The organism is Luteibacter sp. W1I16 (genome assembly GCF_050434905.1).
GTDB lineage: Bacteria > Pseudomonadota > Gammaproteobacteria > Xanthomonadales > Rhodanobacteraceae > Luteibacter.
Genome location: NZ_JBNDJJ010000001.1, coordinates 26,596 through 44,935 on the forward strand (window position 1 = coordinate 26,596; position 18,340 = coordinate 44,935).

14 protein-coding genes are annotated in these 18,340 nt (G+C 61.4%); 2 read left to right on the forward strand and 12 right to left on the reverse strand.

Features of this window, described 5'->3' with window-relative positions:
- Positions 1-33: 33 nt before the first annotated feature.
- From QFZ41_RS00145 to QFZ41_RS00180, 8 genes are all read right to left on the reverse strand, one after another.
- Complete coding sequence (locus QFZ41_RS00145; protein ID WP_429196735.1) at positions 34-279, reverse strand: hypothetical protein; 246 nt, start codon at positions 277-279, stop codon at positions 34-36.
- Positions 263-1,135, reverse strand: a complete 873-nt coding sequence (locus QFZ41_RS00150; protein ID WP_429196737.1) for a rolling circle replication-associated protein — start codon at positions 1,133-1,135, stop codon at positions 263-265. Before QFZ41_RS00150 ends, QFZ41_RS00145 begins: the two co-directional genes overlap by 17 nt.
- Positions 1,132-1,809 carry a VC1465 family Xer recombination activation factor gene (locus QFZ41_RS00155; RefSeq protein ID WP_429196739.1) on the reverse strand — a complete coding sequence of 226 codons (678 nt, stop codon included), beginning with the start codon at positions 1,807-1,809 and terminating at the stop codon, positions 1,132-1,134. Before QFZ41_RS00155 ends, QFZ41_RS00150 begins: the two co-directional genes overlap by 4 nt.
- 135 nt (positions 1,810-1,944) lie before the next feature.
- A complete protein-coding gene (locus QFZ41_RS00160; protein WP_429196741.1) occupies positions 1,945-2,868 on the reverse strand; it encodes a DUF6216 family protein in 924 nt (307 codons plus the stop codon).
- A 70-nt stretch (positions 2,869-2,938) separates the two neighbouring features.
- Positions 2,939-4,231, reverse strand: coding sequence for an SGNH/GDSL hydrolase family protein (locus QFZ41_RS00165; RefSeq protein WP_429196743.1), 1,293 nt, complete (start codon positions 4,229-4,231; stop codon positions 2,939-2,941).
- Between the two features lie 38 nt (positions 4,232-4,269).
- On the reverse strand, positions 4,270-4,740 hold the full coding sequence (locus tag QFZ41_RS00170; protein ID WP_429196745.1) for a hypothetical protein: 471 nt from the start codon (positions 4,738-4,740) through the stop codon (positions 4,270-4,272).
- A gap of 251 nt (positions 4,741-4,991) precedes the next feature.
- Complete coding sequence (locus QFZ41_RS00175; protein WP_429196747.1) at positions 4,992-5,492, reverse strand: SRPBCC family protein; 501 nt, start codon at positions 5,490-5,492, stop codon at positions 4,992-4,994.
- Positions 5,470-5,877, reverse strand: a complete 408-nt coding sequence (locus QFZ41_RS00180) for an ArsR/SmtB family transcription factor (RefSeq protein ID WP_429196749.1) — start codon at positions 5,875-5,877, stop codon at positions 5,470-5,472. The genes QFZ41_RS00175 and QFZ41_RS00180 overlap by 23 nt, the downstream gene beginning before the upstream one ends.
- Positions 5,878-5,918: 41 nt before the next feature.
- On the opposite strand from QFZ41_RS00180, the gene QFZ41_RS00185 reads away from it, so the two are divergent.
- Positions 5,919-7,139 (forward strand): PQQ-dependent sugar dehydrogenase, encoded by a 1,221-nt coding sequence (locus tag QFZ41_RS00185; RefSeq protein WP_429196751.1) that lies wholly within the window; start codon positions 5,919-5,921, stop codon positions 7,137-7,139.
- 227 nt (positions 7,140-7,366) lie between these two features.
- Here QFZ41_RS00185 and QFZ41_RS00190 read toward each other — a convergent pair whose 3' ends face one another.
- The 4 genes from QFZ41_RS00190 to QFZ41_RS00205 all read right to left on the reverse strand — a co-directional run bounded on the left by QFZ41_RS00190 (position 7,367) and on the right by QFZ41_RS00205 (position 15,725).
- Entirely contained in the window at positions 7,367-8,587 is a 1,221-nt protein-coding gene (locus QFZ41_RS00190; RefSeq protein WP_429196753.1) for a hypothetical protein, read from the reverse strand.
- 160 nt (positions 8,588-8,747) lie between these two features.
- Positions 8,748-10,907 carry a putative bifunctional diguanylate cyclase/phosphodiesterase gene (locus QFZ41_RS00195; RefSeq protein WP_429196755.1) on the reverse strand — a complete coding sequence of 720 codons (2,160 nt, stop codon included), beginning with the start codon at positions 10,905-10,907 and terminating at the stop codon, positions 8,748-8,750.
- The gene (locus QFZ41_RS00200) at positions 10,904-14,536 is read right to left on the reverse strand and encodes a response regulator (RefSeq protein WP_429196757.1); all 3,633 of its coding nucleotides are present in this window, start codon (positions 14,534-14,536) and stop codon (positions 10,904-10,906) included. Before QFZ41_RS00200 ends, QFZ41_RS00195 begins: the two co-directional genes overlap by 4 nt.
- Positions 14,537-14,549: 13 nt before the next feature.
- Entirely contained in the window at positions 14,550-15,725 is a 1,176-nt protein-coding gene (locus QFZ41_RS00205) for an ABC transporter substrate-binding protein (protein ID WP_429196759.1), read from the reverse strand.
- 337 nt (positions 15,726-16,062) lie between these two features.
- Between QFZ41_RS00205 and QFZ41_RS00210 the strand changes: the two genes are divergently transcribed.
- Entirely contained in the window at positions 16,063-18,306 is a 2,244-nt protein-coding gene (locus QFZ41_RS00210; protein ID WP_429196760.1) for a diguanylate cyclase, read from the forward strand.
- Positions 18,307-18,340 lie beyond the last annotated feature (34 nt).

The window sequence follows — 18,340 nt, forward strand, 5'->3', positions numbered from 1 at the left end:
GCTTGCCGGCGGAAGGGGGCCTCGCTTTATCCGTCACTCTTCGTCGAAGAGCTCCAGACGATCACGGATGAGGTGCTCAAATTCCCGTACAAGCTCCACGACGATGCGCTCTTGCTTCGCGCGACCAGCTGCACCGCCTTGCCATTTCGTCCACGCATATTCGTAGGCCTCAACAGCCATCTGAGCTACCTCAGCCTCGCTCAAGCCGATCACCTCGTTAGCAACACCATCGTGCGTGCCGCCCATCATCCACTCGCCCGGTTCAAGCGGCGCATTCATAAGTCGTCTCCGGTTTTTCAGTCAAGATCAAGACGCCGCGCTCATACGCGACGAGCCAGCGTGAAGGGATGACTTCGCCTGTTGCCAGATCAACCATGCCACCGCCGGGACATCGAGCAAGGGCAGGGGCATCCACAGGGATGGCAAAATCCATCGAGAAGATTTCGCCAGTTGCAACACTGCGCAACTGTGGGCGCATATAGAAGCCGGAGCCGCTTGGAAGGCTCTCCGATGGATCGAGCTCGCCAGCTTCGATCAGCGCATTGCGCAGCGCACTCGCAGCGAGGAAGCGCGACGCGAAGGCATGTTCACGTGCCCAGGTCGGAAGCAACGATTCACGCAGCGCCATGCGCGCACCATCTGTATGCCCGCCGTTACCATGAAGGCGAACGTGCTTCGGCAAACGCTTCAGATCATCTGACGACGTCTTCGTCGCGTACTTCACCATGTAACCAATCGGGTTGCGCGCCGTCTCGATCTTCGTACTGCCATACGGCCACCAGCCACAGACATCGGGGCGGGGTAGGCGAAGCTTCCGAGGCACCCAGACAACCATGTGGTAGTGAAGCGCACCACGCTTCTGAAGCTCCGCCACCCACACAAAGCGACAGACCGCACCACGCCGCTGGAACCACTGACGCATCAAACGAACCATCCGCGAGATATGACAACGCTCCCACTCGCCGTTCCGACGATAGGTGAGGGTGATGAAGGTCTTGCGATACGCCGACCGGCCCAACCTCTCAGAATCATGGTCTGTAACCATCTCGTGGAGCTTGGCGGCCTCGGTGATCGTCCGGCGAAGCCGACGACACCGCATCTTGCGAGGGTCCAGATAGATCGGCTGAGCGTTCATGCGACCCTCGAAACGCCACGTGCAACACAGCTTCTCGCAAAGCACGTTCCACTTGTTGAAAGGATGACAAGCCCCGCGGCGCTCCGCGCCGCCAACGGGCGTCGAGGCGATCCCGGCATGCAGCCGACCGCCATGGCCGCCCCGGCGGCGGCAAGCCGCTGCTCGCCGGAACGGCCAAGAGCGGTCGACCGGATGGCGGCTCCGTTTCGATGCTCGGCAGCGGCGTCTACGCGCCTTTCGCGTCCCTCAGCTTCGGGTTGGAGCGTCTTCGCGGGGCTACGCCCCACACCCCGGGTTTCGGCGTCGTAGCGATCGCGGAACAGTCGAGCTTGGTCGAGGATTAGCCACCAACGCCCGAGATCGGCTTGGGACCAACCACGACCATCCGGGCTGAAAATCTTCCCGCGCTTGATGATCCAGCCAGACCATTCCGGCACGAGGGCGCCCAGGTCGCCGCACCTCAGGACCCGCAGCAGCCGAACGACCGACCATGGCACACGGTTTCGGCCCGCATCCCAATGACGGATGGTTCGGAGGCAGACACCCAAGTACTCGGCGGCGGTCTTGCGATTGAGTAGGCAGGAGAGACGAAGCTCACGGAAGTCTTCAGGGCTCACCAGCCATTGCCGACGCCTAGAAATATGGCGAGGACGGCCCCGGGTCGGACCATCCATCGCTTCGCATAATGTATATTATGTCAAATTACATACAACTCTTTTGAAGGTTCTTGAGGGCCTTTGCGCTATTTGTAAGGCATTGCCCCTAACAGCCTGCCTAGTGCCAGTCAGCCGCCTGCCATACAGGGCGCCTTATGGCGATGGCTCGTTCGGTACATCTAGCGAGGATCGTCGCTTGCCCCGGCGACGTGCTGCGCCCTTTGCCGGCATGACGCGCACTAATCCTTCGCCCGTATCCTGCGTCGTCGCCCGTGCCGCCAAACGGTTCGCCATGGCCATAGCGGCCATTGCTGTAAGAAACCAGGTCAGTGGGAAGCCCATGTAGATGAGTCCCAGTATCGCCAGCGAATGGCCTCCCACCCATTGGTCGTGTCGGGTCTCCTCGATTTTTCCCTGCAGGCCAGGCTCGCCCAGCCAACCGCAGGCGGTGTCAACTTCGCCTAGGGGCATGCCCACACGCGTGGCGATGTCGCCGTGGTTTTGCGTGCGACAGTCGCTCGCGTCATATTTCTCGGTTGACCATAGCGGACGGATGTTATCGGCAGACAGCAGTAAAACGGTGCCGCTGCCATGTTTGACACTGACCACTGCGCGCGGCGTCAGGGCTAGCAAAATCGCCAAACAGGTGCACAGGAAAAAGACTAGCGTGATTGCGCCTAGTAGGGCTGCCTGCCAGCGACGCAGCGTGGATTTGAGCCCTGGGCGTGCAAGATCAAAATAACCGCGACACCGGGCGATGTCGCCCATCTCCTCATCGTTATCCTTCGCCCACGCGATCAGTCGTACCGCCTCGGTGTGGGTTCGTGCGCGTACGCCAGCGTGCACTCGAAACTGCATTAGCGCGCTGCGCTGGGTGATCCACGGGGCGATCACTGGATCGTTCAGTTCACGGCGACCATGAATGATGGTCCAGATGCGCACCCAGAACACATGCCCGGAGCCGGCTCGCTGGTAGAACCACACGGCGAGCAGGAACGCGCCGACAAGTTGCAGCAAAGCTACCAGACCCGTTGGTATCTGGCTCGCCCAGTCATGCATCGTTTGCGTAAGATCCATCGTCAGGGCTCCATCAGATCATGCCGCGTTTCTACCAGGAAGCTACTACTCGATCGGAAGCACCCGAGGCTTACTCAAACACCGAAAGATCGACCGCCTCCCCCATCGCCTTATACCCCGCAGCCCCCGGATGTAACCCATCCTCCGATCCAAACTCGGCACGCATATTCACCGGATTCTTCGGATCCCGAGCAACCAGATCGAAATCAACCACCCCATCCGCCTCCCGCGACGTCCGTATCCAACGATTGACCGCTTGCCGCGTTCGCTCGTTCTCCGGCGAATAATGTGTCATCGACGCTCCGAACGGCATGATCGTCCCCACGACGACCTTGACGCCGCGCGCATGAGCGCGAGCGATGATCTGTCGATAACCCGCGATCAGATCCTCCGCCGTAACGACGGGGTTATTACCGAACACCGTATGCCCCGACATGCCAATGTCATTCGTACCCTCGAGGACAATGAGATGCGATAGCCCATCGATCCGCAGAACGTCGCGGTCCAGACGAGCAAGCGCGGACGGTCCCCAACCGGCTCCCAGGACACGATTGCCGCCTATGCCTGCGTTCACAACGGCATAGTCACCTTCACTCCGGCGCGCCGCGAGCCTCTTTGCCAACACTTCCGGCCAACTGCGGGTTTCCGTGAGTGCGGGACGATTGCCATCGGTAATGGAGTCACCCAGCGTTGCGATGACTCGCCGGGAAGGCGGCGACATTACGGCGACACCTGTGACGGCGGGCCTGCCCACCATCGGCGCTCCTCCGGCAAGTTCGTTCTTCATCGTCTGGTCGCCGGCCGCCACGACGACAGCGCCGCCTCCCAGGGGATCGAGCTTGAATGAGCCTTTGGCGTAGGTGCTGACGATCAGTTCGGTGCCGGCCGCCACCGGGAGTGCGATGGGATCGCTAAGCACCGGAGCGCCCACCGGGACGGTGATATCGCGATGGCCGCCAAAGGTGATGGATTTGAGCGTGCCCGGTTTGGACGCATATCCGTCTCCGGCGAGCCCGACGCTCACGGCGGCGAGCACCAAGGGCTCCGTCCCCTCCTCGTTCGAAACGCGGATACGAATCTGCGGCCCGCGTGCCGTCACGGCTAGGCGCACGCGCTGGGTGCCGCTCGCGGTCTGCGGCCGCATCTGCGCGACCGCCTCGGGCGGCATCTTGAATTTCTCCACCAGCATCTTTACGAATTCCGGTGCTAGCGGATCGTAACGAGCCGGACTGGATTGGAAGGCTTCCCGCCAGACCTGGGTTTCCGTAGGTGCTGCCGATGCCCAAACCGTGGCACCGAGAGCGCCCGTCACCGCGAGGGCAGCCCCGAAAAATCCAGCTTTCGTAAACAGCTTCGCAAACATTCCGACTCTCCTGCACCCGGGCACGAAATCCTGATCCATCAACCGCCGTACTGCTTCGGAATCGGAAGCTCCGGCCGCTCACCCTGCCAATAGATCGTCACTACCCACCAGCGCTTGCCGTCGAACAAAAGCTGGAAGCTGTTGATACCGCGCTGGAATGGCTTGTCATCCTTCTCGTGACGCGACTCGTAGGTGCTGAACACCTGGGCGATGTTGCCGAAGCGATCTTCCGTGCGATGTGCCTCGCGTTCGAAGAACCCGTCCTTCTTCAGCAATGGATCGCCCAACCGGATGTAGTCATCCACGCTCATGACATGTGCCGAGGTGACACCATCCTTTCCCGTACGTGCCGAAATGAGGCGTGCGCCAGGCACGAACAATGAACGCATGCGGTTCCAATCACGCTCCTGCCCCTTGGGACCGGAGATCACGTCGTAGACCGCTTCGATGATCGCGCCCATCGAAGCGACATCCGAGGGACGCGCTGCGGGCGCTTCCGTCGTACTCATGGCGGCGGGAGCCGTTCCAGCGGGAGCGCTTTGCGCAGCGGCGGGCTGCAGTGGAACGCTTGCGAGAACCAAGGCGCAAAGCAACGTCGACGTACGAAATAGCGCAGTTTCCACAGCGTCCCCTCCCCTGTCAGCGGCATGCTGAAGGTCGCACGATAGGCAGCCGCGCGACCGCTAGCAAGTGCGGTTCGTCATCCCGGGCGGCGACCGAGGGTCCCCTTGCCCGGCATGCCAGCCAGTGACGATCGTCCCTACGCGGCTCTGCCTGCGAGCAACTCGTCCAGCTGCGCGAACTGTTCGGGCAGGCCTTCCGCCGATCCAGCGATAGCTTCGTCGAGGGCTGCGCTCGTGGGATAGATTTCGTGCAGGGTGACCAGCGTCTTGCCGGCATGTTCTTCGAAGGTGACCGTGGTCACCGCGCCCTGATCGCTCTCTTCATTCGTCCATACGAGGCGCTTGTCCGGCGTCACTTCTTTATACGTTCCGAAGAACGCCATCGGTTGATCGAAGGCCGGATGCCGGAACACGAGCCGGTACGTACCCCCGGTGCGAATGTCCATGTCGCACGACACCAGCGACATGCCCGCCGACTTCGGAACCCACCATAGTTTGAATAAATCCGGCTTACTCCATGCTTCGAAAACGATGTGCACGGGGGCATCGAACGTCCGCGTCACGACGAGCTCGCGATCGGACTTGCGGTTCACGGCGGTCTGGTTCACGGCGGCGCTACCTTCTTTTGCTTGGGTCATCTGCCTTCTCCTTGCGTTTCAGGTGTTCGACGAGCTCGTCCAGAGCGTCGAAGCGCGCGCTCCAGAGTTGGCGGTGCCGCTCGATCCAGGCCGCTTCTTCTTCGAGCCGGCGCTGTCCGAGCTTGCAGGTGCGTACACGTCCGACCTTCTCCGTGGTCACGAGCCCCGCCTGCTCCAGGATGCTGACGTGTTTCTTCATGCCCGTGAGGGTCATCTGAAATCGTTGGGCCAGATCGGTGATCGAGGCGTCCGATCCCCCGAGCTGCTCCAGCACCCCGCGTCGGGTGACATCGGAGAGCGCAGCGAACGTCGCGTCGAGGCGGGCCTGATAGTGAACCATATGGTTCACTGTAAAGCGGGCATGGGAGTTTTGCAACCGGAGCACTTAAGATCTCCCGCGTCACTCCGACGCGAGGAAACATCCACATGAAGAAGTTGGTAATCGGGCTCGTGCTCGGAGCCGTGTTGACGAGCGCCGCTCATGCACAAACCAATGCAGGCGATCAGAAGTCGGATCCCGATCTTCCCTTCACCGTGACGAAGGTCGCCAGCCTCGATCTTCCCTGGCGCATCGCGTTCCTGCCCGACGGCCGCATGTTGGTGACCGAAAAAGTCGGCCGTGTGGCCCTGGTAACCCAACAGGGCGCCAAGACCGACATCAAGGGCGTGCCGGCCAGCTATGTCGAAGGTCAGAACGGCATGCTGGGCGTCTTCCTCTCGCCCCACTACGCCCGCGACCACTATGTGTACCTCACCTATGTCGCACCCGGTGACTATGGCGGCGGCCTGGCCATGGGCCGCGGCAAGCTCGTGCTGGATGGCGATCAGGCCCGGCTGGACGACTTCCAGGTGCTCTGGCGCCAGATGCCCACCGGCAAGGGTGGGCAGGCCGGGGGCCAGATCGCCTTTTCACCGGATGGCAAGTACCTCTTCCTCAGCGTGGGAGATCGCCAGCGCTTCACGCCCGCGCAGGACCCCGATCAACCGGTGGGCAAGATCCTGCGATTGACGCTCGACGGCAAACCCGCGCCGGGCAATCCATGGGCTGGAAAGGTCGGTGCCCGCACCATTCCGCTGATCGATCCGGCGACCGACACCGAGGCGGCGAAGACGGCACCCGTCGTTAGCACGTACACCTTCCCTGGCCCGAACCTCACGCCGGCCGAAACGTGGTCCACCGGCCATCGCACGCCGTATGGCCTGGCCTTCGGTCCCGATGGTCGCCTGTGGGAACTCGAGCACGGCCCTCGCGGCGGTGATGAACTGAACCTTATCCAGCGTGGCAAGAACTACGGCTGGCCGCTGGTTTCGTACGGCCTCAACTACAACGGCGTGCCTATTCCCGGCACCGATACACGGCCCGATCTCGTCAAGCCGGTGATCTATTGGGTGCCGGTGATCGCGCCAGGCAACCTCATGTTCTACAAGGGCAGCCTGTTCCCGCACTGGAAAGGCAGCGCCTTGGCCAGTGGACTCGTCAGCGAGGGCATCATTCGCATCACTTTCGATGGCAAGGGCGGCGCCACCGCCGTGCAGCGCTGGAACATCGGCAAGCGCGTTCGCGATGTCGAAGAGGCACCGGACGGTTCGCTCTGGCTGCTTGAAGATGCGGAACCGGGTGGCCTTTACCACCTCACACCTCGGTAGTGGGCCAAGTGAGGCAAGCACCCAATCGCCGCTGAAGCGGCTCCCACGACAGCATCGGGTAGGCCGGGTAGGAACGGACCCGGGGGATTTAGGAATACACCTGTGGGAGCCGACCTTGTCGGCGATCCCGCGGCAGCGGGCCGGGTTGAGGCAAGCAGCCATCGCCGACAGGGTCGGCTCCCACCGGAGTACTCCCGTCAGGTACCACTACCGTCGCGCTGCGATGCTCAGGCCGAAGATCCTTGCCCGGCAGCCGGGGCGGTGTCGCGCGTGCGCGTGACGCGTCTGAGCAGCAGGGGGCCGAGCATGTGCAACGCGGGACGCGGATCGTTCCACCGGAATACATGCAGATCCGCCCTCGCCCACTGCATCGCCACCCGCATGGCCGTGCCGATACCGGACGTCTGCGCCCGTCCGACGCTGGACAGATCATGGTAGAGATCGACGCACAATTTTCCGGTCGGATAGCTTCGTGACACCGCCCGCACGGGCTCGCCCAGCGCGTCGCTCCAGGCCATCTCGCACACGTTCACTCCGTGGCGGGCGGCGAACTCGACATACGTCCACGCGCGCGTATTCACCTCGATGATCCTGAACTGCCCGTCGCGGGGATCGCGCTTGAATTCGGCGCTGAAGATGCCCCGGTAGCCCACGTCGTCGAGCAGGCGACGCACCTGCCCTACCGCCTCCTCCGTCCGATCCAGAGGGACGGAGCACGAGCAGGAACTGTTTCCGAAATCGGGCGGCGACATGCGCATCCGTTGGCGAACGAACAGGCCGGGATAAGCGCCGCTGGCGTCGCGGAATCCGTCCACGAAGAAATGCTCTGTCGCGGGCCCCGGGATGTATTCCTGGGCCATGAGCGAGAAACCCTGTGCATGCAGACGCGCCCACGTGTCCCGCAGTTCGTCCCGCGTATGGACCCATACGCCCTTGGCACCCACGACGTCGCTGAATCGTTGCGAGTTCACCGGCTTGATGAAGACACGTTCGAGCGATTCCATCGGAACCGCGTCGACCTCGGCGAGTGAACCGAGATGGAAGGTTCGAGGGTGTGGAATGCCCAGGTGCTCGACGTGCCGGGCGAAGGCGGCCTTGTCCTGCAGGAGCGCCTGAACCGCGTGGCCCGCCGTGGACACCGGGAATCGTTCCTGGAGATCGGACGGAAGGCTGGGGAGCCACAGGGCGATGTCGTCGGCACCGGCGATCAGGACCGCACGCTTCAACGGCGTCGCGCGCAGCGCATCCTCGGCGGCGGGGCCGGGGCGACCGTCCCATGGGGCTCCCGGGACAGGACGATACCAGCGCGACCGCGTGGTCAGATCGTCGGGCGGACATGCCACGTAGGCGGGAATCCCGGCCATCGCGACGGCACGCAGGATGCCGAGGGCGGTGGCCCCCTGGCCCATGACGATGACCGGCACACGGCCGGCTTCGACGACGTTCATGATTCCCCCTCGCGCGCGCCGCCCTGCTGGTGACGGCTTCATTACATTCCAAACGCGCACGAGGCGGCAGTCGGCCGCATGGCCTATATGCCGCACCCGCCATTAACCCTATCGACATACCCTGTCGGCCGCGCCATAGCCACCATTTCTCACGGACCCATTATCTCGTCATTTCAAATGGAATCCCGGATACACCGGGAATGCGCTGAGGGGGAATACGACGGCAACTGTCCCATGGCAGGCGCGTCCTCGCCCCGAGCAACGCATTCATTTCGTTGGCCGCCAATGGCCGGCTGAAGTAGTGGCCCTGCATCCGGTCGCAACGATTGGTATTGAGAAAACTGAGCTGTTCCTCCGTCTCCACGCCTTCGGCAACCGTGATCATGTGCAGGGACTCGGCCATGGAAATGATCGATCGGGTAAGCGATGCGCCGTCGATACTGCTGGTCACGTCGTTTATAAACGACTTGTCGATCTTGATCACGTCGATCGGGAACTCTTTCAGGTACGAAAGGCTCGAATAACCCGTGCCGAAATCGTCCAGCGTCAGCACGACACCGATTTCCTTAAGCTGTCGAAGCGCTTTCACCGCCGCCTGCTTATCGTGCATGAGCACGCTTTCGGTCAGTTCCAGCTCAAGGCACGCCGCGTTCAATCCACTGTCGGCGAGTGCCGAACGGACCAGGTCCTGAACATTGTTCAACCGAAACTGTCGGGCCGACACATTGACCGCCATGGTCAGGCCGGTATGGCCGGCATCGTGCCAGGCCTTGGCCTGGATGCACGCGTTTCGCAACACCCATTCGCCGATCGGGATGATGAGTCCGGTCAGTTCCGCCAGGGGGATAAAAATGTCCGGCGAGATCAGGCCGATGCCTGGTCGCCGCCAGCGTAACAGGGCTTCCACGCCGCTCACCGCTCCACTCGTGAGGTCGACCTTCGGCTGATAGTGGATTTCCAGTTCGTTCCGCGCCACCGCCTGGGTCAGCGCGTTGACCAGTTCGGCCTGCTCTTCCACCTGGACACCCATCTGGGAGGTATACGACTGGAAGCAGTTTCTTCCCTTGTCCTTGGCGATGTACAACGCGGCATCGGAGGTCTTGAGAAGCACCTCGGCCGTGAGGCCGTCCTCGGGAAAAACGCTGATGCCCATGCTGGTGGTCACATGCAGTTCGCGCCCTTCCATCAGGAGGGGCGGAATGAACGCATCGATGACCTTCTGTGCCGCGATTTCGCCATCGCCCGGATACATCATCGACGACAGCACGATGACGAACTCATCGCCTCCAAGGCGTGCCACCGTATCGACTTCGCGCACGGTGGCACGCAATCGATCTGCCACCGCCCTGAGCAACGCGTCGCCGACATGGTGGCCGAAATTGTCGTTAATGAACTTGAATCGGTCCAGGTCCAGGATCATCACGCCGACGCGCCGGTTCTCGCGCTGCGCGCGGGCGATCGCCTGCGCGATACGATCGCTGAGCAGGTTGCGATTCGGCAAACCGGTGAGTGCGTCGTGGTTGGCCAGGAACTCGATCTGCGCCTCATGCATCTTACGCTCGGTGATGTCCTGCAACGTTCCCCGCAACGACACGATCTTGCTCTGCTCGCGGATCGCCTCCGCCTGGTGAAAGACGAACCGTTCGCTGCCATCCCGGTGCACGACGCGATGTTCCACCCCAAACCGGGTGCCGTCGGTACGCAGGCTCATGAACGAACGCAATAGAGGCGAACGCTCCTCATCGGGCACGCATAACATCAGCGATTCCTGAGTCGGCACATCCGTGCCCTCTTCCAGCCCCAGTATCCGGTACAGCTCAGGCGACCATGAGCCGTCGGCGATGGGAATGCCGCACTCCCAGTTTCCGACGTGGGCCAACTGCTGGGCAAAGCCCAGGCTGGCTTCGCTATGGGCGAGTTCCTCGAGCACGGCGCTGGAACGCAGAAGGTAGCGGACGCGATAACTCAGCAGCTTCCAGCGCATCGGCTTGGAAACGAAGTCGGTGGCGCCGGCCTCGAAGGCGCTGGTGATCGACTCGTCGTCATCGTTGCCGGTGAGAACCACCACCGGTACACGCCCGCCACCGGGTAACCGGCGAATGCGCCGGCAGCATTCGAACCCGTCCATGCCCGGCATGCTGACATCCAGCAGGATGATGTCAGGTCTATGGAGGCCGAAGGCCTCTATGCCCTCACGGCCGCTCTGCGCCTCGAGCACGCTGAAACCTTCCGGCTCCAGTGCCTCGGCCACAAGCATGCGGGTCATGGGGTCGTCGTCCACGATGAGAACAGAAGGAAATTCACGGAAATGGATGGTCATGTTGTGGTCCTTTCGAGTACGAGCATCGCGAGAACGCGACTGAGTTCCTTCGTGGCATCATCGACCCGCGCCCCTGCCGCGACGACTTCCGTGGAGCGCGCGAGCTGCTCTATCTCACGACAGCTGGTCGAGAGAGAAACGGCGCCGACATTTGCGCTGGTAGACTTCAGCGTGTGCGCTGCATGCCGCAAAGCGTCTGCATCGTTGGACCTGACCGCCTCGAGCATGGCCTCGACCAATCGAGGGGCGTCGAGCGAAAACAGATCGATGACGCGGGTCAGTACATCTGGCCGGCCGGGTCGCTGCAGGTCTCTCAGCGCCTGTAGCGCTTCGATGTCCAACGGAGCGGTCTCAGGCGTGATGGGTGTGGGAACATCTACTTCTTGCGGGCTCATACGGCTGGCCGGTACGGACCGCGTCCACTTGGCGAGGGCGCCCAGAAGGACACTGCGACGGAACGGCTTGGATACGTAATCGTCCATGCCCGCGTTCAAGCAATTTTCCCTGGAGCCGGCACCGGCATTCGCGGTCAATCCGATAATGGGCAGACGGCGTGAACCGGTGTCCGCCTCCCGTCGCCGCAATTCGATGCTCGCCTCGAAACCGTCCATCTCGGGCATCTGGCAATCCATCAGGACGACATCGAATTCCGCCGTCTCGGTCGCTCTCAATGCCTCGAGACCATTCTCGGCGATGGTCACGCCATACTCGGTGTCCTCGAGCATCGCCGTGGCGATCTCCTGGTTGACGACGTTGTCCTCGGCCAACAGGACGCGAACGCTCTGCGGCGGTCTGGCCTGGGCAGTGGAGGTATTGGCGGTCGTGAGTGCGGACGCCGTGGCTGCGGGGGAGCCGACGCCGATCGCGGCGGCTAGGCTCGCATACAGATCCACACCGCGCAGCGGCCTGCTCAGGCATTGGTCGACGTTCAGGTCGCTGGCAACGCTGCTGTTGTCGGCCGTATCGAACGAGGAAAGCATCACGATCCTCAACGGCGAAAGCACGGGATCTGCCCTGATCGCCGCGACCAGTGAAATGCCGTCCATCACCGGCATCCTCATGTCGATCAGCGCGACATCGAAGTGCATGCCTTCCGCCGCCGCGGCGTGAAGTTTCTCCAAAGCCACGACGCCGTTGTCCGCACTGGTGACATGCATATTCCACTCGGCACCGTATTCCACCAGGATGCCCCGATTCGTTTCATCGTCGTCGACGACCAACATGCTCATGCCGGCGAGCGAACTGCGTACAGCGGGACGCTGTGATTCCACCTCATCCGTGGGCTGTTTCAGTTGGAAAGAGGCCGAGAAGATCGAGCCTTTGCCTGGAGCCGTCTGTAGCGTAAGCGTTCCGCCCATGAGTTCGGCCAGTTGCCGGGAGATGGCAAGCCCCAGCCCGGATCCACCGTACTTGCGGGAGGTCGAGCTATCGGCCTGCCGGAAGGGCTGGAACAACGCGGCGGCTACCTCCGGCTCGATGCCGATGCCCGTGTCGGAAACCGACATGCACACGGTGTCTTCCCCGTCGTGACGCACTTCTATGACTACCTCACCGCGCTCGGTAAACTTGATCGCATTGCTGACCAGGTTGGTGAGTATTTGCCGCAGGCGCCCCGGGTCCCCGCAATACCTCTCGGGTACCTCCTCAGCCATGCTGAAGACGAGACTCAAACCCTTGCGGTTGGCACTGTGGCTCATCAACGTCATGGTGTCGTCGATAAGGCGACGCAGATCGAACGGGACCCGCTCCAGGGTCATTTTTCCTGCCTCGATCTTCGAGAAATCGAGAATGTCATCGATGATCGTCAACAAGGCCTCCCCCGAGCGGTGCGCCGTGTCGACAAAGCGGCGTTGCTTCGGATTCAAGTCGGTCATCAACAAAAGCTCGGTCGTGCCAAGAATGCCATTCATCGGCGTGCGAATCTCATGACTCATCTTGGCCAGGAATTCCGACTTGGCGATCGTTGCCGCCTCGGCTTCCTTAGTGGCAAGCTTCAACTGCGTATCATTTTGTTCGATGGTCTCCAACATGGCGTTGAAGCCGTCGATGAGAACACCGATTTCACCGGTGCCGCGCTCGGGTACGCGCAACGAAAGATTCCTGCCGCTGCGAATCCTCTCGATGGTGCTGGACAGGCCAGTGATCGGACGAATAATGGTGGTTCCCAGCTTGGTGTTGGCAACGAGGCCCAGAACCACCAACAGCGACGACGTCCCCAGGATGAGACCGAACGATTGCGCGACGGAATGCTGCACTTTCGACACGACGGCGTGCTGCTGTTCGCTGATTCGCTTGACGCGGACGTCGCCGTAGCGGATCTGCTGATCGGACATGGCCGTGACCTGATCAACGATGCCACGCAGCGCGCTTTCACTCACCAGAGCGCGGTGTTTCGCTGTGGTAATGCGTTCCGTCGCTTGTTCGACGGTGGCGATGAAGTCGTTGACTTGCTCCGCGTCCGTGATGGACTTTGTTTGTCCTGTCTTGAGAAGAGCCGACGCGAGAAGGGCACCGTTGGCCCGCAGTTCGCTGTTTTCCGTTCGCACACCGGCTTCCCGCAGGTGTAGCTCGTCGATCGATTCGCTGGCCGTCAGATCCGTGACATGGTTGCGCAGTTCCAGGATGTCGATGGTCAGTCTGGCACCGGCTCGCTTGACTTCAGCGGCACCCAGCAGGAACAGGTTTGCCGCAGCGAGTGTCCGTCGATCATTCATGGCACGCAGGTCGATGGCGTCGATTTCTTCGGAAATGCGGCCGATCGCCGCATTGAGGTCTTCGAGGACTTCTTCCTTCTTTGCAAGGTACTTCGTATCCGAATCACCTGGAAGGAACATCTGCTTGCGCAAAGCGATCAAGCCTTCATCGCCAACGACGTTGGTGGCTATCGTCGACACCATATCCTGCACTTGCCCGCTGATACTGACCTCCGCCGGACCACGGTCGAGGTTTTCCACGGCACCGGCGGCGGCCGCCATGCGTTCCCTCAGTGGAGATAGCCGGTACCGGTTCGACACGGACTGGATCTCCCCGACCACGATGATCATGTCCTTCACGTGTGACCGTATATCCGTCAGTCGCTTCGTGGAATCGCCAGAGGCCACGCTCTCCCGCTGCGCTTGCGAAACGACGGCCTCGGCGCGCGCATTGAGCGCATCGATATGTGCCCCGATGACCCCAAGAGCGTGATCCATCTTGTGTAGAGAATCATTGACCTTGACCGATTCAGACCGAAAGATTTCCGTATCACTCAGTCGTTCGCTGACGGCCTTGTCCATGAGGTGCTGCATATCCTTGAATTTCCGCGGCTGGAATTCGTCGTCCCGCTGACCCATGCGAACGATGGCGGTGGTGATGGTGTCGATGGTCGCGATGTGCGCGTCGATGACGGCGGAAAACCGGTTCTTCTGGCTGGTGTCCCGCGATGTTCCAAGCCTGAGAAAATCGTTTGATAGCTTTTCCGTCGTACGAACCAGTTCACTGGTCGCCAACTGGAGCGGCACCGATTCCCGGGTGAGTCTGTCCACGCTCGAGGCGACATCTCTCAGCCCGATCAGGCCGGCCACGGCGATAGCCGTCATACCGACCAGCAGGACAACCGTGCCGGCAATCAGTTTTGTCTTGATGCGCACAACACCTCGATTGCTATCGCGCCGTAAGATCCGTCGACTTGGGTATCGTCTTTATCGCGATAATTTTCCCGTCGGTTATCATGGTCAGGAACACCGCCGTCGATGCCTGATGGTTTTTTGGCGTGAAGCTCACCCGGATGCCGCCAAGGTCTTTCTCGTGCATCGATTCGAGGGCTTCGACCATGGCGGTACGTGTCAGCGCCGGGCCTGCTTTTTCCAGCGCCATCGCCAGCACCTTTGCGGTGATGCAGCCTTCGAAATTAACGAAGCCAAGGTTCATCCTCGGTAGCTGTTTTGCCAGCAACGTCTCGCATTGCTGGACGAGCGGAAGGCTGTGATCGCCGGGAAAAGGCACGACCTGGGATATGACCACGCCGTTACCTGTAGTGCCAACCAACTTCACGAGATTATCGGTGCCGACGAAGGACACCGTCGCAAGACTCGCATTGAGCTTCTGTTCCCTTGCGCTCGCAATGAAGGCGGCTAGAGGCGCATAGGGACCGACCATGATCACGACATCCGGATCGGTGTCGATCAGCGTCGCCAGGCCGCCATTGACCGCGTTGGTGCCACGCTGGAACGCGGCTTTTGCGACAACCTGCAAGCCATGCAGCTTCAACGCCCGTTCCGTTCCATGCAGGCCCGCCAGGCCGAAGCTGTCGTCCTGGTAAAAGACAGCGAATCGCTTGGCACCCCTATCTTCGATAAAGCGCGTCACCAGCACGTCCAACTCATCGTCGTAACTGGCGCGGATGTTGAAGACCTCCGGAACGACCGGCTGGCGGAGGACCATCGCTCCGGAGAACACGCCGATAAGTGGCGTGTTCGTCTCCTTGACGATCGGCAGTACCGCGTTCGCCGTCGGCGTGCCAACAAAACCAAACAGAGCGAAGACCTTTTTGTCTTCGATCATCTTCAGAGTCGCGTCGATAGCCTGGTCGGGTTCGTAAGCATCGTCATCGACCAGCAGTTCGATCTGTCGCCCATGGATGCCGCCATTGGCATTGATATCGTCGAAGACCGCCATGGCACCTGAACGCATTCCCTGGCCGAGGCCAGCAGCTGCGCCCGTCTGGGCATTGACCATGCCTAGGCGTATCCGGGACGCGGTCAGCCCCTGCTCGGAAGCCCTGGCGGGAACCAGGAAAACCACGCTCATCATTAAAGCGGCCACAATCGTTCTGAGCATGATTTTTCCTGTCGTCCGTTACGATAGTGAGGCGTTCTTTCCAGGAGCCAGACAACCGACTGTAGTCCTGTGGAGGACGGATATGTCGCTGGTGCGTGAAACCGGAGGCGCTGGCCGCTAATGCGCGAATTCGGCAATAGGAAAACTCGCGCCATCGAAAGCAGTCATGTGAACAAGCTCTCACGCGGGTTTCACATGCCGGGCGACGACCTAAGCCTCTAGTGGGGACGCGGTATGCACCCGCAAGCATCAACCCTCAGGCGATACATGACCGTGGCCAATGGTGACGCACCGTCATAACTAACGGGAGCGCTAACCCGGTCGTGACCCCATCCGTGTGTTCTTCGCCAATGCCGGGCCTATGATGTCGACCTTTTTTGTCAATCAGCTCGACTTCATTTTCTTCTTCTACGGCCTGGCCTTCATCCTGCTCGGCACCACGTGCCTCGCGATCGCGAGAAGCAAAGGCAATGGCGAGGCCTGGATCGTGCTGGGCGGGTTTGCCTTCATCCACGGCGCCGGTGAATGGCTAGACCTGGCCGCCTTGATTGTTGGCGACGGGGTGGCGTTCGCCGTTGCACGCACAATGCTCATGACGGTCTCCTTTGTGCTTCTGATGGACTTCGCGCGACTGGAGGCGATCCGTCAGGGCCTGGATCTACCGGGGCGGTGGATATACGTCCCGCTGATGATGCTGGTGGCGCTGGTCGGCCTCGCCGAGGGTGTCACGGCCGCGAACATCACCGCCCGATATGCGATCGCGTTGCCCGGCGCATTGGGGGCAGGTCTTGTGTTGGCGCGGGATGCGAGGAGGCTTGCCGCCGGCATCCGCTATGCAAGCATCTCCGCGTCACTTGGGTTTGTGCTGTATGCGGTTGCGGCGGGCGTGATCGTTCCGGCTGCGGCCTTCGGGCCAGCGAACGTCGTGAACCAGACCGGGTTCGTCGGTCTGACCGGGACGCCCGTCCAACTCATCCGCGGCTTGCTGGCATGCTGGATAGCGTTTTCCGTCTGGGCGATCTGGGTGCAGCAATTGGCGGGGCAGCTCGCGTCAGCGAGATATACCGCCTTCGTGCGCCAGCAGTTCATCTGGACACTGGTCGCCATGGGAACGATTCTCGTGTCCGGCTGGACGCTCACGGAATTCCTGGGCGGCATTTACAGGCAAAACGTGCAGGAGGAGTCGCGTCGAGACATCGATCTTCTTGCAAACCGGCTTACCGGCGACACGGCAGCGGTCGATGCCGCGGTGAAGATTCTGGCGGGGTCGCCCGCGGCTCGGACCTGGCTGAGCGGTGCCGGTCGACCTGACGATGGCGTGGATCAAGCGTTCCTCGATCTCAGCGTCGAGGCGGCAGATGCCCGGCATGGCTACATCCTGGATGGAACGGGTGCGGTGATTGCCTCATCTAATCCACATGACCTCCGACCCGGGGAGGGCACCTTCCGATCCGCACCCTATTTTCGGCAGTCCATGGCCGGAGGAAGCGGCTATCAGTTTGTGTTCGATGCCGCTGCCGATCTGCACGATTACTATGCGAGTCATCCGATTCGCGCCATGGACGGCACGGTCATCGGGGTGGCGGTGCTGACCAAATCGCTTGAGCTCTTCGAGGTGGATCTGCGCCAGTACAACCGCCCCTATTTCTTCATCGATCCGCGAGGCGTGGTCGTCATGACGAACCGCCCCGATGCGCTGCACCACACCCTCTGGCCATTGCCGACCGCGGCGAAGGCATCGGCGTCCCGCGAAGTCGGCAAGCTGGACGACCGGCCGATTCTGGAACGCGAGGTGTTGGATGGAACTTGGACCACGGTCGACGATGAACGCAACTACGTGCGCCGACGTTTCGCCGAACACAGCCAGTGGTCCCTGGTCATTCTGAAGCCGACGCGGGAAATCTTCGCTACGCGTTTCCTGGGCATCGTCATCACCCTGCTGGTGACGATCATGGCGTTGATCTATCTAATCGGTAAGGGCCGTTGGGTGCACGACGACGTTCTTGCAGATAACCGTTTGCGGATGCAGGAATTGACGCGGGTTCTCGGAACGAAGGCGGCCACGGACCCCCTCACCGGATTACACAATCGATTGAATCTCGATGAGGTACTGCTCCGGGAAATGGAACGCTCGCGGCACTACGGGACGCCGCTCTCCCTCATCCTTTACGACATCGACCAGTTCAAACGGGTCAATGATACCTATGGTCATCTGACTGGGGACAAGGTCTTGGTCCAGCTCGCCCGCTTTGTTCCCAACCTCATCCGAAAAACCGATTTCCTCGCGAGATGGGGCGGCGAGGAATTCGTGATTCTGACCCCGGATGCCGACGGCCTGATGGCCCTCCAGGCGGCCGAAAAACTATGCGATGCCGTGGGTCATGTGATCTTCGAAGCTGTCGGCACGGTCACCTGCAGCTTTGGCGTGGCTCAATGGGAGCCCGGAGAAAGCGCCGCGGAATTCATCGCCCGGGCGGACGACGCGCTCTATCAAGCCAAGGCCAATGGTCGCAACCGGGTCGTGTTGGCGCCTCAATCAAGGATGGCTGACACCACGTCGACCCCGGCCGGGACGCTTTAGGTGAAAAGTACCGGCAATGGGTCGTCTGTTCACA

What these genes read in the sequence shown, in the direction of transcription:
- QFZ41_RS00160 (WP_429196741.1), bottom strand. Translation starts at nt 2,868, where the DNA reads ATGGATCTTACGCAAACGATGCATGACTGGGCGAGCCAGATACCAACG.
- QFZ41_RS00170 (WP_429196745.1), bottom strand. Translation starts at nt 4,740, where the DNA reads ATGAGTACGACGGAAGCGCCCGCAGCGCGTCCCTCGGATGTCGCTTCG.
- QFZ41_RS00150 (WP_429196737.1), bottom strand. Translation starts at nt 1,135, where the DNA reads ATGAACGCTCAGCCGATCTATCTGGACCCTCGCAAGATGCGGTGTCGT.
- QFZ41_RS00190 (WP_429196753.1), bottom strand. Translation starts at nt 8,587, where the DNA reads ATGAACGTCGTCGAAGCCGGCCGTGTGCCGGTCATCGTCATGGGCCAG.
- QFZ41_RS00165 (WP_429196743.1), bottom strand. Translation starts at nt 4,231, where the DNA reads ATGTTTGCGAAGCTGTTTACGAAAGCTGGATTTTTCGGGGCTGCCCTC.
- QFZ41_RS00205 (WP_429196759.1), bottom strand. Translation starts at nt 15,725, where the DNA reads ATGCTCAGAACGATTGTGGCCGCTTTAATGATGAGCGTGGTTTTCCTG.
- QFZ41_RS00145 (WP_429196735.1), bottom strand. Translation starts at nt 279, where the DNA reads ATGAATGCGCCGCTTGAACCGGGCGAGTGGATGATGGGCGGCACGCAC.
- QFZ41_RS00175 (WP_429196747.1), bottom strand. Translation starts at nt 5,492, where the DNA reads ATGACCCAAGCAAAAGAAGGTAGCGCCGCCGTGAACCAGACCGCCGTG.
- QFZ41_RS00195 (WP_429196755.1), bottom strand. Translation starts at nt 10,907, where the DNA reads ATGACCATCCATTTCCGTGAATTTCCTTCTGTTCTCATCGTGGACGAC.
- QFZ41_RS00155 (WP_429196739.1), bottom strand. Translation starts at nt 1,809, where the DNA reads ATGGATGGTCCGACCCGGGGCCGTCCTCGCCATATTTCTAGGCGTCGG.
- QFZ41_RS00185 (WP_429196751.1), top strand. Translation starts at nt 5,919, where the DNA reads ATGAAGAAGTTGGTAATCGGGCTCGTGCTCGGAGCCGTGTTGACGAGC.